The sequence below is a fragment of the Streptomyces sp. NPDC028907 genome, assembly GCF_055564995.1.
Genome location: NZ_JBVHVE010000003.1, coordinates 457,879 through 470,774, shown reverse-complemented (window position 1 = coordinate 470,774; position 12,896 = coordinate 457,879). Strand labels below are relative to the sequence as shown.

The 12,896-nt window shown below is 72.2% G+C and carries 14 protein-coding genes; 3 read left to right on the top strand and 11 right to left on the bottom strand.

The features are described from left to right. The first annotated feature begins 73 nt into the window (after nt 1-73). Nucleotides 74-991 (top strand): ScbA/BarX family gamma-butyrolactone biosynthesis protein, encoded by a 918-nt coding sequence (locus ACZ4UU_RS11215; RefSeq protein WP_468038659.1) that lies wholly within the window; start codon nt 74-76, stop codon nt 989-991. 86 nt (nt 992-1,077) lie between these two features. Here the strand turns inward: ACZ4UU_RS11215 and ACZ4UU_RS11210 are convergent, their stop codons facing one another. The 11 genes from ACZ4UU_RS11210 to ACZ4UU_RS11160 form a co-directional block, all read right to left on the bottom strand. Beyond that, the gene (locus ACZ4UU_RS11210) at nt 1,078-1,245 is read right to left on the bottom strand and encodes a hypothetical protein (RefSeq protein ID WP_361925876.1); all 168 of its coding nucleotides are present in this window, start codon (nt 1,243-1,245) and stop codon (nt 1,078-1,080) included. A 40-nt stretch (nt 1,246-1,285) separates the two neighbouring features. Further along, the gene (gene fabG / locus ACZ4UU_RS11205; RefSeq protein WP_468038658.1) at nt 1,286-1,990 is read right to left on the bottom strand and encodes a 3-oxoacyl-ACP reductase FabG; all 705 of its coding nucleotides are present in this window, start codon (nt 1,988-1,990) and stop codon (nt 1,286-1,288) included. Between the two features lie 100 nt (nt 1,991-2,090). Further along, nucleotides 2,091-2,648, bottom strand: coding sequence for a flavin reductase family protein (locus ACZ4UU_RS11200; RefSeq protein WP_468038656.1), 558 nt, complete (start codon nt 2,646-2,648; stop codon nt 2,091-2,093). Beyond that, a complete protein-coding gene (locus tag ACZ4UU_RS11195; protein ID WP_468038654.1) occupies nt 2,645-3,157 on the bottom strand; it encodes a PaaI family thioesterase in 513 nt (170 codons plus the stop codon). The genes ACZ4UU_RS11200 and ACZ4UU_RS11195 overlap by 4 nt, the downstream gene beginning before the upstream one ends. 50 nt (nt 3,158-3,207) lie before the next feature. Then, complete coding sequence (locus ACZ4UU_RS11190; protein ID WP_468038652.1) at nt 3,208-3,945, bottom strand: ketosynthase; 738 nt, start codon at nt 3,943-3,945, stop codon at nt 3,208-3,210. Then, nucleotides 3,942-5,138 carry a beta-ketoacyl-[acyl-carrier-protein] synthase family protein gene (locus ACZ4UU_RS11185; RefSeq protein WP_468038650.1) on the bottom strand — a complete coding sequence of 399 codons (1,197 nt, stop codon included), beginning with the start codon at nt 5,136-5,138 and terminating at the stop codon, nt 3,942-3,944. The genes ACZ4UU_RS11190 and ACZ4UU_RS11185 overlap by 4 nt, the downstream gene beginning before the upstream one ends. Continuing rightward, nucleotides 5,135-5,740: an acyl carrier protein gene (locus ACZ4UU_RS11180; protein WP_468038648.1), complete on the bottom strand. Its 606-nt coding sequence runs from the start codon at nt 5,738-5,740 to the stop codon at nt 5,135-5,137. The genes ACZ4UU_RS11185 and ACZ4UU_RS11180 overlap by 4 nt, the downstream gene beginning before the upstream one ends. Nucleotide 5,741: 1 nt before the next feature. Then, nucleotides 5,742-6,953 (bottom strand): enoyl-ACP reductase FabV, encoded by a 1,212-nt coding sequence (gene fabV, locus ACZ4UU_RS11175; protein ID WP_468038646.1) that lies wholly within the window; start codon nt 6,951-6,953, stop codon nt 5,742-5,744. Continuing rightward, nucleotides 6,950-8,383, bottom strand: coding sequence for a class I adenylate-forming enzyme family protein (locus ACZ4UU_RS11170; protein ID WP_468038644.1), 1,434 nt, complete (start codon nt 8,381-8,383; stop codon nt 6,950-6,952). The genes fabV and ACZ4UU_RS11170 overlap by 4 nt, the downstream gene beginning before the upstream one ends. Before the next feature lie 170 nt (nt 8,384-8,553). Next, nucleotides 8,554-9,690, bottom strand: a complete 1,137-nt coding sequence (locus ACZ4UU_RS11165; protein ID WP_468038642.1) for a 3-dehydroquinate synthase II family protein — start codon at nt 9,688-9,690, stop codon at nt 8,554-8,556. Then, nucleotides 9,687-10,529 carry a 2-amino-3,7-dideoxy-D-threo-hept-6-ulosonate synthase gene (locus ACZ4UU_RS11160; protein WP_361925897.1) on the bottom strand — a complete coding sequence of 281 codons (843 nt, stop codon included), beginning with the start codon at nt 10,527-10,529 and terminating at the stop codon, nt 9,687-9,689. Before ACZ4UU_RS11160 ends, ACZ4UU_RS11165 begins: the two co-directional genes overlap by 4 nt. Before the next feature lie 264 nt (nt 10,530-10,793). Here ACZ4UU_RS11160 and ACZ4UU_RS11155 point away from each other — a divergent pair, with 264 nt between their 5' ends. Both ACZ4UU_RS11155 and ACZ4UU_RS11150 read left to right on the top strand, forming a co-directional pair. Beyond that, nucleotides 10,794-12,005 carry an FAD-dependent monooxygenase gene (locus tag ACZ4UU_RS11155; RefSeq protein ID WP_468038640.1) on the top strand — a complete coding sequence of 404 codons (1,212 nt, stop codon included), beginning with the start codon at nt 10,794-10,796 and terminating at the stop codon, nt 12,003-12,005. After that, nucleotides 12,002-12,889 carry an arylamine N-acetyltransferase family protein gene (locus tag ACZ4UU_RS11150; RefSeq protein ID WP_468038638.1) on the top strand — a complete coding sequence of 296 codons (888 nt, stop codon included), beginning with the start codon at nt 12,002-12,004 and terminating at the stop codon, nt 12,887-12,889. The genes ACZ4UU_RS11155 and ACZ4UU_RS11150 overlap by 4 nt, the downstream gene beginning before the upstream one ends. Nucleotides 12,890-12,896 lie beyond the last annotated feature (7 nt).

The window sequence follows — 12,896 nt, the reverse complement described above, 5'->3', positions numbered from 1 at the left end:
TCGTGTCGCGCCCCGGCCACCATCACCGGGCGGCACGACATCTCGTCGTGACAACACAGGGGGAGAGTCAGTCATGGCCTTGAACGTCGATCAGGGTGTTTCCTCGGTAGTCCCGCAGGCGTGGACACACAAGACCAACCCGGATGAAGTGCTCTGCGACCGCTGGTGGCGTACGGGGCCGGACTCCTTCACCGTCACCGCCCGCTGGCCCGAGGCTCACAGTTTCTACCTCACGAGACATGGGCTGTACGACCCGCTGCTGCTCGGCGAAACGATCCGTCAGGCGCTGCCGCTGATCTCGCACGCAGCCTACGACGTACCGCTCGGCCACCAGCTGATGTGGCACGACTTCCACTGGGCCGTCTCCACCGACGCCCTGGCCGCCGGTGACGCGTCCGGCGAGATCGAACTGCGCATCACCTGCTCCGACGTCACCTACCGCGGAAGCCGCGCGGCGGCCATCACCCTGCGCGTCGAGGCGCTGCACGCCGGCGCCTCGCTCGGCAGCGCCCGCACCCGCTTCGGCATCCAGAGCCGGGCCGTCTACGAGCGGCTGCGCGGCCGGTACGCGGACATCGTCGCGGTCAACGCCCGCGCCCTGCCGCTGCCTTCGCCCGCGCCCGCCGTGCCCGTCGGCCGCGAGAACTTCGACGACGTGGTCCTGTCCAGCGCCGACAGCGCCAACCGCTGGCAGCTCCGCGTCGACACGGCCCATCCCGTGCTCTTCGACCACGCCGTCGACCACGCCCCCGGCATGCTGCTGCTGGAGGCGGCCCGCCAGGCCGCCCACACCCTGGCCCACCCCAAGCGGACGGTGGTCGCTGCCATGGACACGGTCTTCAGCCGCTACGCGGAACTCGACGCACCCTGCTGGCTCCAGGCGGACCCGCTCCCCGACGACCTCATCGGGCGGGCCCGGGTGCGTGTCGTCGGGCACCAGAACGACAAGGACGTCTTCGCGTCCGTGGTCACCCTCGCGACCGTCGACTGAGCGGCGGACCCGGAGCGGGCCCGGCAGAGCACCGCCCTGCCGGGCCCGGTACCGGCCGCGGCCGGTAGAGCGGTCGACCTGGGATGTCAGTCGACGCTGCGGACGATGTGGCGCTCCGCCGGGTCGTCCTCACAGCCCGCGAGGCCCGGGAGGACATCGAGGGGGAGCGAGGTCAGCGCCGCCCACCAGCAGAGTCTCCCGTCCGGGGCGGGTGAGTCGGGGCCGGGCCGGTGCCACGATGTCTGTTCTGCCATGTGCGCACGCTCCTTCGACGATGAGGTTTCCAGCAGGGGCCTAGTGGCCCATGCCGAGGCCCCCGTCGACCGGCAGCACCGCGCCGGTGACGTAACCCGCCTGCTCCGAGGCGAGCCACAGCACGGCGGAGGCCACCTCCGACGGTCGGGCACTGCGGCCCAGCGGGACGTCCTGCAGGATGCGGTCGCGTTGCCGCGCGGACAGCGCTTCCGTCATGTCGGTGTCGACGAGTCCGGGGGCCACCACGTTCGCGGTGATGCCGCGCGGCCCCAGTTCCCGGGCGAGCGACCGGGCGAGCCCCACCAGGCCCGACTTGCTGGACGCGTAGTTCGTCTGCCCGGCCGAGCCGCGCAGACCGGCGACGGACGAGACGAACACCAGGCGGCCGCGCCGGCGCCCGACCATGGTTTCGGCGGCCCGCCGGGCGACGCGGAAAGCACCGCCGAGGTTGGTGTCCAGCACCCGGCCGAAGTCGTCGTCGGACATGCGCAGGATCAGCCGGTCGTCCGTGACGCCCGCGTTGGCGACCACGGCGTCCAGCGGGCCATGGGCTTCCTCCGCGGCGGTGACGGCCTTGTCGATCTGGTCCGGGTCCCGCACATCACAGGTGAGGCCGAGCAGGCCGTCGGGCACACCGCTGCCCCGGTGGGTGACGGCGACCCGGTCGCCCTGCTCGGCGAACGCCCGCGCGACGGCGAGTCCTATGCCACGGTTGCCGCCGGTGACGAGGATCGAACGGGTCATGCGGTACCACCGTCTTTCGCGCGGTTCGGTAGGCCGCGGCGACAGGCCGGCCGCGGGAACAGGACAGGGACGGCTCCGGCGCCCGGGATCGCCTTGCGCATCAGGCGGCCACCTCCTGGGCGAGGGTCGCGTAGCCGCCGCGGTGGTACACCAGCGGAGCCGCGGGATTGCCCCGGGTGTGCAGCGCCTCCACGCGGCCGAGGACGATGACGTGGTCGCCGCCCGGATACCGGTGCTCGACCCGGCAGTCGACCGAGAGCAGAGCTCCGGACACCAGGACGTTGCCGGTGCGGCCGACGCGGGTGCCGAGGATCTGCTGCGCGGCCGGACCGCCGGGGCGGTCGTGTGCGGCGAAGACGGCCGAGAGGTCCTCCTGGCCGCTCGCCAGCACGTTGACGGTGAAGGCCCCGTGCTCGTCGATCCGCCGCCGCATCCGGCCGTGTGCTCCGATGCTGATGAGCAGCAGGAGCGGATCGAGGGACACCGACGTCACCGAGCTGGCGGTGAGCGCCTCGGTGCGGTCACCGCTGCCGCACGTGATGACCGTGACACCGGTCGGCATCAGGCCCATCGCCCGGCGGTAGGTGTCGCCGTCGGGACGCGACTGCGCGGGGAGTACGCCGCCGCCACCGGCGGCCATGGCTGCGCTGATGGTCATGTACGGCTCCCTGCGCGGCCGGCGCCGCCCCGCTTGTGCACGAGGCAGCTGACCCGCGCGGTGCAGGTCAGGCGTCCCTTGTCGTCGGTGACGGACACGGCGTACGTCGCGACGCGGTCTCCTTGGTGCAGGGGCGTGCAGACCCCGGTGACCGGACCACCCCGGGCGGGGCGGTGATGGGTGCAGGACACCTCAAGACCGACCACCGCACCGTGCGGCGCCACATGGAGGGCAGCCGCGATCGATCCGAGGGTCTCGGCCAGGACCGCGTTGGCTCCGCCGTGGAGCCAGCCGAAGGGCTGCTGGTTGCCCTTGACCGGCATGGTCGCCACGAGGCGTTCCGGGTCCCAGGAGACGACCTCGATACCCATGCGGACGATCAGCTGGTCGTCGTGGAGGTCGGGCGGGATGGACAGGATCGTGCGGGGCGGCTCGGCGGCACTGCCCGGCGGTCCGGGCGGTGACATGACCGCGGATGTGCCGGCCGCCGGTGCGGAGTGGTTCTCCATACGTGTCTCCGTTGGGTGGAGGGGGGAAGAGGTGCTGGTCCGGGCCCGTTTCAGGGCGCCTGTGTGAACGCGCCGCGCGCAGCCTGCGCGGTGGCCCACAGCGAACCGAGCCCGTGCAGCCGCCCGATGCCGGCCGGCGCCGGTGCGCCCGCGTCCGCCGCCGCGCGCAGATCGACGGTCACCGCTGTGTCCGGTGCCGGACCCGGCTCGGCCCGGCGCAGCAGCAGGGCCACCGCCGCGTCGTGCTCGGGAGGGTTCCGATCGTCCGACGGCAGGTGACGCCGGACGGCGGCGGTGCGCTGCGTGGCCACCAGCTCGACACCGACGAGCAGCAGTTGGTCCACCTCTTCGTCGGCGAGCATCAGTTCGGCCGTCTCGAAGGCCTCGGGCATCGAGGCGGCGTCGACCGACAGACAGGTGAGAGCGCCGCGCAGGCCGTGTTCACGGCTGACGTAGCCGAGGATGGACGTCGGCACCGACTGGTAGAAGAGCAGCGGGTTGTGTGCCCGGCCCTCCTGGAGCCGTTGACCCGCCAGATCAGTGGTGGTGGCGTCGCCGAACAGGGTCACGAGCAGGACGGCGGTACGGTCGGCGAACCGCGCCGGCCCGGCGGGTGCCGCATCGGCCAGGCAGCGATCCACCGCCGCACGGACCAGCGGGTTGAAACGGGACTCGATGAAGCCGGGAACGGCCGGTGGGCCGTCCTCGCCCACGGGCCGTGGAACGGCCGCGGCCCCCACCACTAGGGCCGGTGCGCGCAGGTTCTCGGATGCGGTCGGGGTGGTCATGGGCGCTCCAGCACGATCGCGGTGTTGACGCCGCCGAAGGCCGCGTTGGCGGTGAGCACGCGGCGTACGTCGGCCGTCCGCGGTTCGTCGGGTATCCAGTCCAGGTCGCACGCGGGGTCCGCGGCGGTGTGTCCGGCGGTGGGCGGGAGGATCCCGTGACGCAGGGCGTACAGGCTGATCGCGGCCTCGACGGCACCCGAACCCTCCAGCATGTGACCCGTGGTGCTCTTGGTGGAGCTGACCGGCACGGTGCGCGCCGCCGTCCCGAAGGTCCGGTGCAGGGCGGCCGTCTCGGCACTGTCATTGATCTTGGTTCCGGTGCCGTGCGCGTTGACGTAGCCGATCTCCTCGGGTGCCGCGCCCGCGTGCCGGATCGCGGTCGTCATGGCCGTGGACAGGCCCCGCCCCTCCGGGTGCGGCTGGCAGACGTGGTGCGCGTCGGAGGCGATGCCCCATCCGCCGATCCGGGCGAGCGGTTCCCCGCCACGGGCACGGACCCGGGATGCCGACTCCAGGACCAGTGCGGCGACACCGTCGCCCAGCAGCAGGCCTGTGCGGTCGGCGGAGAACGGACGGACCTGGCCGTCGGTGGCGAAGGCCCGGCCCGAGTCGAACTTGGCGAAGAACTCGCGCTCCACCAGATATGCCCCCGCGCACAGCACGGTGTCGGCACGGCCCGAGCGGATCAGCCGCGCGCCGTGGATCAGCGCGTTGGCCGAGGCGACGCAGGCGTTGACGAACGCCAGGCGTCGGCCGGTGACACCGAGGTCGGACGCGACGAGCCCGGGCAGCGCCGCGGGCAGGCTCTCCACCACACGCTGGTCGACGCCGCCGTCGGCGCCGTGCTGCCGCCCGGACCAGAACGTGGTCACCTCGCGGTGGTCCCCCTGGGTGCCGACGAGCACGTCGACGCGCGGGTGCCCGGCCAGCCCGGCCATGTCGAGCGCTGCTCGCGCGCAGGCGACGAGGGTTTCGCGCTGACTCGGGGTCTGTTCGGGGCCGGCGCCGGGCAGCGGGGCGGTCGCGGGGACGGCGGCATACCGTCCCCGGAACGGGCCGGTGTCGAAGCGCTCGACTCGGCGGAACGCCGGGCGGCCCGCGAAGACGCCCGTGCGCAGCGCCTCCTCGCCGAAGCCGTGCGCGGTCAGGACGCCGTACCCGGTGACGAGGACGTCGTCGGGTGCGGTGGTCACGATCCGACGACCTCCCCCCGCGCTTCTCCCGCTCCCGCGAGAAGGCCGACCTGGACACGCAGGAAGTCGTGGAGCGCGCCGACCGAGGTGATGTCCGCGGCCTGGGCGTGGTCGATCTCCAGCTCGATGCCGTGCTGTTCCTTCAGCTGGTACAGGAACCACACCACGGTGAGCGAGTCGAGGACGACGTCCGCGTCGTCGGCGATGTCGTCAGCGTCAGCGGCGGGGATGATCTGGCTGAGCGCCAGCAGCCTCTTCACATCGCGCAGGCTGAGCGACCGCGGCCCGAACGGCTCCGGCTCCGACTCCGGCTCGGGCGAGGCCGCGGCCGGAGCCGTGTCCGCGATGCGGGCCCGGATGCCGTCGACCAGTTCCCCGAGGGTCGTGTGGGCGAACCCGTCGACCGTCTCGTCATCGACCTGAATGCCGTACTCGCGCTCGACGTGGACCGTGAGCTCGACGAACGACAGAGACTCCAGTTCGAGGCCGTCGGCGCCCAGGGGCGTGGCCGGTGAGATCGTCGGCGGCAGGGGCATGTTGAGCATGTCCCGGATCACGCCGAGCACGAAGTCGGTGATGCGGTGGGTGTCTACGGTCGTCACGTCAGTTCCTCGGGTCAGGGATCATCAGGGCATCGGGTAGGGCACGGACCGGGTCCGCCTCGGCCGCGTAGTCCACGCCGTCGACGCCGAAGCCGTGCAGCTGCCGGGTGGTCGCGAGGTACGCCTCCAGGTCGCCCAGCTCCGCCAGGGTCGCCGCGTCGTGGACCTTGTCCCAGCGGCGCCGGATCTCCTCCTGTACATCGCCGCGCATCTCGATGTCGTCCAGCCGGATACGGCCGTCGGCGTCGACGGTGGCGCGCGCCCCCGGGTACAGGTGCTCCAGCAATCTGCGTGCCTGGTCGTCTGTGGTCTCCAGCAGGCCGGCTTCGCGGGTGACGCGGTGCAGCAGCAGGGTGTAGAGCGCCTGCACCGGCATGGCCTGGCTGGCGGGGGTCACCAGGGCGCGCATGACGGCCGCGTGGGCGGCGCCGCCGTGGGCCGCCATGCGGTGGTGCAGGGCGCGGGCCGTGGACTCCAGGTGCTGTTTCGCCTGGCCCAGGGTGCCGTCACGGTAGGTGGGAGCGAGCCAGGAGTTGCCGACGTAGCTGAAGGCCACGGTGCGGGCGCCGGCGCGGAGCGCGCCGTGCTTTTCGAGGACGTCGATCCAGCGTTCCCAGTCCGCGCCGCCCATGACACGGACCGTGTCGTCGATCTCCTGCGGGGTGGCCGCCGGCGTGGTGTGGTGGCGGACGGACCCGGACGAGGCGTCGAACGCCTTCTCCGTGAAGGGCTCGCCGATGGTCTTGATGACCGAACGGTGCACCCGGCCGGTGACCGGGTCGGTCCTGCGCGGCGCCGCGACGCTGTGCACGACCAGGTCGACGCCACCGAGTTCCCGGGCGACGAGCCGGGCGGTGCGCTCCTTCACGTCGTCGGCGAACGCGTCGCCGACGACCAGCCGGCCGTAAAGTCCGGCCGCGGCCAGTTCACGCTGCGTGGCCGCGGCGTTGTACCAGCCGGCGGTGCCGGGCCGGTTGGGGGTACCCGGCCGTTCCAGACAGACGCCGACGGTGGCGGCCCCATGGCCGAAGGCCGCGGCGAGACGGGTCGCCAGGCCGAGTCCGGACGAGGCACCGATGACGAGGACGGCACGGGGTCCGGGCCGGGTGCCGCGCGCCCGGACGGCGTCGATGGTGCGGCGGACGAGGACGCCGCGGCCGTCGGGGTGCGCGGTGGCCCAGGTGGCTCCGCGCCGCACCGGCTCGATGATCACGGGGAACCTCCCGCCGAACCGGCCGCGGACGGGCTGCTCGCCGCCGCGCCCTGCGCGGCGCGCAGCAGTTCCGCGGAACGCAGCAGCTTGCCGTTGGCGGTGCGCGGGAGGGCCGGCACGACCTGGATGCGCCGCGGGATCTTGAAGTTGCTGAGCCGTTCGCGGGCGAAGGCCATCAGTTCGGAGACCGTGAGGCCCTCGGGGGCCCCGACGTGCGCCTCGATGCCGCCCTCCGCGTGAACGACCACGACCTCACGGACGCAGGGGTGCAGCGCCAGTTCGTGCTCGATCTCCATCAGGTCGACCTTGAGCCCGCCGACGGCCACGAGCGAGTCCGAGCGGCCCGCGATCCGCAGGGTGCCGTCGGCCTCGCAGTAGTGGGCGAGGTCCTTGGAGTTGAGCCAGCCGTCTACGTAGCGTTCGGTGCCCTCGTCCTGGAGGTACGGCGACCGGTCGAGCCGCACCCACAGCTCACCGCGCCGGACCCGGGTGTGCACCCCGGGCGCCACCCTGCCGACGACGGGCGGTGCGAACTCCCCGGTGAGGTCGGTGGCGACGATGCCGGTCTCGGTCATCCCGTAGGCCTGCCCGATGCGCAGGCCGTAGCGCTCCTCGAACCTTCGGTGCACGTCCTCACGGAGCCGTTCGCCGCCGCTGACGGCGAGACGGAGCCGGGGCGCCGCCGGCGGGTCGGGCACCCGGCCGAGCAGGTCGTAGTGGAAGGGGACGCCGAAGACCGCGTCGATGTCCTCCTCCGCGAGCGTCGCCGCGAGGGACGGCGGCTGCAGATGGGAGGTGAAGACGAGGGTGGCGCCGACGCTCATGGCGTGGAGCACACCGCCGATGAGACCCAGCGAATGCACGGTGGAGCTGAGCAGCAGCACACGCTCGCCCCGGCGCGGCATCCCGGGGATGCGCGAGAACGCGTCGAGCTCGCTGCGCAGGGACGCGGCCGAGCGCCCGATGACCTTCGGCCGGCCCGTCGAGCCGGAGCTGAACTGCACCAGGCAGTGGTCGGTACGGGCCGGGGTTCCGTCGCGCCGCCACTCGACGTACACCTCGCACTCGTCCTGGAACTGTGTGGCGGTCTCGTCGGTGGTGTGGGCGTAGTACCGCGGCCGGCACAGGTCGAGAACGCGCTGCACCTCGGCGGGCTTGAGCCGGTGGTCGAGGAGCTGGACCTGGGCGCCCAGCGACCACAGGGCCAGGAGCGACCAGATGCCGGTGAGGCTGGGCGGCAGACGCAGGGCCACGGAACTGCCCGGGCCTATACCGTGCGCGGCGAAGATGTCGATGCTCCGCGTCACCTGGCTTCTCAGCTCGGCCCAGGTCACGTCACGGCAGGTGCGGGCCCAGATGTCGTGGTCCGGCCGACTGCCCAGCAACTCGGCTCCCCACCAGGGGATCGTCACGGGCTGGGAAACAGTCACGGGGATACCTCCAACGGCGAGTCGGGGGGACGGACCGGCCGTGCCCGCGCCTGGGCCTCGTGGGCCCGGGCGGCGCGGCGCTCCCTGGATGGGGGGGAGCCGCTTCGGGGCACGGCCGGTCTCGCTGACCGGGCTCCGCGGGGGATCGGAACCCGGTGGTTGACGGCGCGTCACTTCTCGACGCAGTACTCCTTGACCGGCCATCCGACGTGCCGCTTCTCGGTGGACACGTAGCCGAGGAGCTTGTCGCCCTGCTTCAGCTCGGTGACGTTGAGCACCGAGGCGCCGGGGCCCAGCACCCGGACGTGCCAGTCGTCCTGGACGGTGAGGCTGACCTCGGTGCCGTCCTCGGCGACCGCCTTGATGGTCAGCAGGGGGCGGGACTCCAGCTTGATCCGGCCCACCACGACGCGGCGGGTGCGGCCGTCGGCGCCCACGGCCAGGATCGGCGAGCCGGCCTTCAGCTCGCTGAGGTAGTTGGTCCGGTTGTCCAGGCCCAGGGTGTAGGAGTGCAGGGCACCGGCGTTGACGCGGAACGGGCGGGTCGGCATGTAGGGCAGCGGGTGCGTCTCGCTGACGCACAGGACGAAGCCGTGGGCGTACGAGCCGACCAGGATGCCCTCGTCCTCCGCGAAGTGGGTCGAGGTGTCGACGCAGACCCGGTCGCCGAGACCGTTGTGCTCGATGGACTCCACCGTGAGCGTGGTGAGGTCCAGGTCCGGGGTCTGCACGCGCAGCAGCTCGGCGAAGCCGAAGACCTCGTTGGCGTCCTGCGGCGCGAACATGACGCCCTCGGAGCCCTTCTCCAGCACATCGAGGATGATGCCGGCCTCTTCGAGGTCGTTCGCCTGGCAGATGAGCTGGCCGGGCGTCTTGTCCGCGGCGGCGATCACGATCTCCAGCGGGATCTTGGTCGGGTCCTGGAACTGCACCACCGTGTACGGCAGTTCCCGCGCCGCGGAGCAGGCGAGCTTGAGCGTGGGGTCGTCGACGACGTCCACGAACGCCGCCGGCTCATGGCCGGTACCGGCGACGTCGAGCCGCAGCCGGTCGAGGTCGTCCGAGTGCGTGAGCCGGGTGAGGAGTACGTCCGGCGTGGCCGGGGCGTCCTCGGCGGGAGCCGCCACGGCCGACGGGAAGATCTGCTGCGACGGCAGCAGGACGCGCTTGACGGTGGGGGGCAGCGCGGCCAGGCGGCCGGGCTCGTCGGCGACGATGCCCTCGATCTTCGCGTGGATCGCGGCCTCGACGACCGCGTCGTAGTGCTCGGCGGGGACGCCGCGGAGGTCAATCCATCCAAACTTCACCGGGAACCTGCCAATGCGTGAGAGGGAGAGGAGACGGGAAAAGAGGAGATTTCGGTCAGGACCCGGTTCGGGTCGCCGGCCGGGCAGTGCACGACGGCCGCCAGTTCCTGGACCGCCCTGCGGGGGTCGGTGTGCTGGAAGACGCGGCGTCCGACAGCGAGGCCGCTGCAACCGGCCTCCAGCGCGGCACGGGCGTAGTCCGTCAGTTCGCCGCTGCCCGGAGGGCCTCCGGCGACGAGGACCGGGATCGGGCTGCTGGCCACCACGTCGGCCATCGCGCCGAAGGGGGCCGACCAGGTCGTCTTCACCAGGTCCGCGCCCAGGTCGGCGGCGATGTTGACGACATGGGCCAGGGTCGTGGGGTCATGCGGATCCGAGATCCGCGGACCCCGCGGGTACACCATGGCCAACAGGGGCATGCCCCAGCGCTCGCAGGCGCTCGCCACGGTGCCGAGATCGGCCAGTTGCTCGGCCTCGGTGTCCGATCCCACGTTCACATGGACGCTGACGGCGTCGGCACCGAGCCGGATCGCGTCCTCCACGGAGCCGACGAGCACCTTCGCATCGGCGTCCCGGGCGTGTGGCGTGCTGCCGCTGAGATGGACCACGAGAGCGCTGCCCCGCAGCGACCGCGGGTCGATACCCCGTGCCCGTCCCTTGTGTACGACGACGGCGTCCGCGCCGCCGGCCACCACTTCGTGGACCAGTTGCTGAAAGCGCTGTTCGTCGGCGATCGGACCGTCCGCCAGCGAATGGTCCAGCGGAACGAAGAGATAACGCCCGTCCTGCGGACCGAGCCTGCTCAATCTCAGATTTTTTCCGGGGGACCAGCGTGACATTCAGAACCTCATTTCCTCGACGACGCCACAACGATCACCCGTCGCGCCGGCGGCGCCAAGGCCCGAATACCCTGCCCGACCCGGGCACCGGAATTCCGTTGGGCGGGTGCACCGTTCGAGGGGGCCAGGGTGCGCCATTCGGTCAGGGCGGCCGGGTCTGTCGGCCCGTGCCGGTCGCCCGGAAGGATCCGATGCGCGATTCCACGCGCACCCTCCGCCGATTCAGCGGGAATTCCCGTTCCTGTCAGCCCAAGGAGAAGACGAATGTCGGACCATCCACCGAGCTCGACGGCATGTGTGGTGGGGGCGGGCCCCGCCGGACTGCTGCTCGCCCTGCTCCTCGGCCGTGCCGGCCATCGCGTCACCGTGCTGGAGCGCAGCCCTCGGATCGACCTGACCCGGCAGGCGGGCGCGCCGGTGCTGCAGCCCGTCACCCTGCGCGTCCTGGAGCGCGCCGGTCTCCTGGACGAGGTCCGGGCAGGCGCCGGCGAGATCAGCAGCGGCGAGGTCAGCGTGCGGGGGCGGCAGGTCGCCCGGTACGCCTACAGCGACCTGCCCGACGTGCCCCTGCCCTACGCGCTCACCGTGCCGGTCACCGCTCTGCGGGGTGCGCTGCTGGCGGCCATCGGCGAACTGCCCGGCGTGGAGCTGCGGCTGGGCGCCGAAGTGACGGAGCTGAGGGGCGGTGAAGGCACGCGGCGCGAGCTGGTCTTCCGGGACGCCGCGGGCACGCATCTGCTGCGGCCGGACTTCGTCGTCGGCTCCGACGGCAAGTTCTCCACCGTGCGCGACCTCGCCGAGATCCCCACCCACGTCTTCCCGTACGACAAGGGATACCTGGACTTCCTGGTGCCCGCCCCGCCCGGCTGGGGCGCCCGCATCACCATGCACTTCACGGACGACGCCTACGTGCTGTCCATGCCGTACCCCGGGGACCGGCTCATCGTCGTGTGGATCACCCGGGAGCAGCAGGTCGACGCCGCCCTCGCGGCCCCGTTCGCCGAGCTGGCCGGGAGGCTCGGCGAGGCGGCTCCCGAGCTGGCGGCCGTCTTCGCGCCGCAGGTGGCCGCACGTGGCTGGGACGAGGTGCCGCACCGCCAGGTCCAGCACCACATGGTGCGCCCCGACCGCTGGCTGGACGGCAACGTCCTGCTCATCGGAGACAGCGCGCACGCGATGCACGCGTTCGGCGGGCAGGGGCTCAACACCTCGCTGCAGGACGCGGCGTGGGCGGCCGAGGGCATCGTCCGGGCGGCGGCGGACGGCGGTTCGACGCGGTTCCTGGAGGAGGTGCTGCGCCTGCGCGTGCCCTTCGTCGAGGGCTTTCAGGAGATGCAGCGCACCACGCTCGCCCCGCTCCCCGGTGAACAGGCCACGGAGCACGGTGACGCGCTGCCGGACTTCCTGCCCATGGTGCTGGGACAGCCCGAGCTGCGTCCGCTGTGGGCCGGCGTCCCGGAAGGGGTGCTGGGGTGACCTCGCCGCTCACGGCTCCGTCGGGGACGTCCCACCGCACCTTCGGCGCGGGGCTGCCGACTGACGCGTATCTGCGACGGCTCGGCCACGACCAGCCGCTGGAACCGTCCGTCGACTGCCTGAGATCGCTGGTGCGGGCCCATCTGAGGGCCGTGCCGTACGAGATGCTCGACGCCCTGGACGGACGGCGGCCCGCGCTGGACCTTCCCGGTGTCTTCGACAAGGTGGTACTCCGCCAGGAGGGCGGGACGTGCCTGGAGACCACCCCGCTGCTGGGCCGCTTTCTGCGCGACGCCGGGTTCGGGGTGCGGCTGGTGGCGGCTCAGGCCTGGCGCGTCAACGGCCAGTGGGCTCCGCGCTGGGACCACCTGCTGCTCCTGGTGGAGGCGGAGGGGGCGGAGTGGGTCGTCGACGTCAGCTTCCTGATGCTCACGATCCTGGAACCGCTGCGCGCCGACGGCGGCGAGCACACCCAGTCCGGCTGGACGTACCGGGTGGGCACCGCCGACGGGCACCGCGTCGTGGTCCGCCGCACGCCCGACGGCGACTGGGTCCCGGTCTACCGCTTCACCTCCCGGCCACTGGAGCTCGCCGACTACGAGTGGATCGTCGGCTACCACATGGAGGCCGCCGATTCCCCCCTCACGGGCAGCCTGCTGTGCTCCAGGGCGGTGCCGGACGGCAAGCTGATCTTGATGCGGGAGAACTTCGTCCGCGCCGAACACGGCCGGGAACACATCGAATATCTCGCCACCACAGCGGAGGCCGAAAAGGCCATTTCCGAGGTGTTCCACGGCCACGAAGAGCAGCTTGTGGAAAGGGCTGTGCGGTTGTGGGAAAGCACCCGAAAGAACCGCCGTGCCCCCCTTCCCGGAATCGGCTGAGCCATTC